The sequence below is a fragment of the Vibrio sp. YT-19(2023) genome, from assembly GCF_033337395.1.
Window position 1 is genome coordinate 1 of sequence record NZ_JAWOQN010001182.1, and the last position, 512, is coordinate 512.

Genomic DNA, 512 nt, shown 5'->3' on the forward strand with positions numbered 1-512 from the left:
CAGTACACGTCGAACTCGCCATTTTGAAGCAATTGAGTTTCTGCCGGTAAGCTGTGCAGCTCTTCAAGCAATTGGTCTATGGGTAACCCTGCCGCAATAGGTAAGAGATCATTGTCTGAGACCGTTTGCTGAGTGGCACTTACATCGCGGTTAAGCAGGTAGGTGTTAAGCCTCAGATAATTGACGATCTGATCATCGTTGAGGTTATTGAGTTCTTTAAACTTGATTGCTTGCCCAAAGGACAACTCAATGGTTTTTGCGCTCTTGTTGAGCAGCTCTCTTCCTAACATCAAGGTGCGTAAAAGAGGGTGGATTTTACCTGCCATGTAGAAGCGTTTTGAGTTCTGCCCACGAATGAAGATGGGAACAGTGGCGGCTTTGTTCTTACGAATTAACGCGCTGACACTGCGGCTCCATTCTTTGTCTTCTAAACGCTGTTGTTTGGCATCCACCAACTGCGACACTTCACCCGCAGGGAAAACCAATAACAAGCCGCCATTCGCAAGGTGTTT

General features: G+C 46.9%; 1 pseudogene. It reads right to left on the reverse strand.

Annotation, left to right across the window (positions count from 1 at the left end):
* Nucleotides 1–512 (reverse strand): annotated as a pseudogene (locus R7E78_RS30730) (hemolysin); the annotation flags it as partial.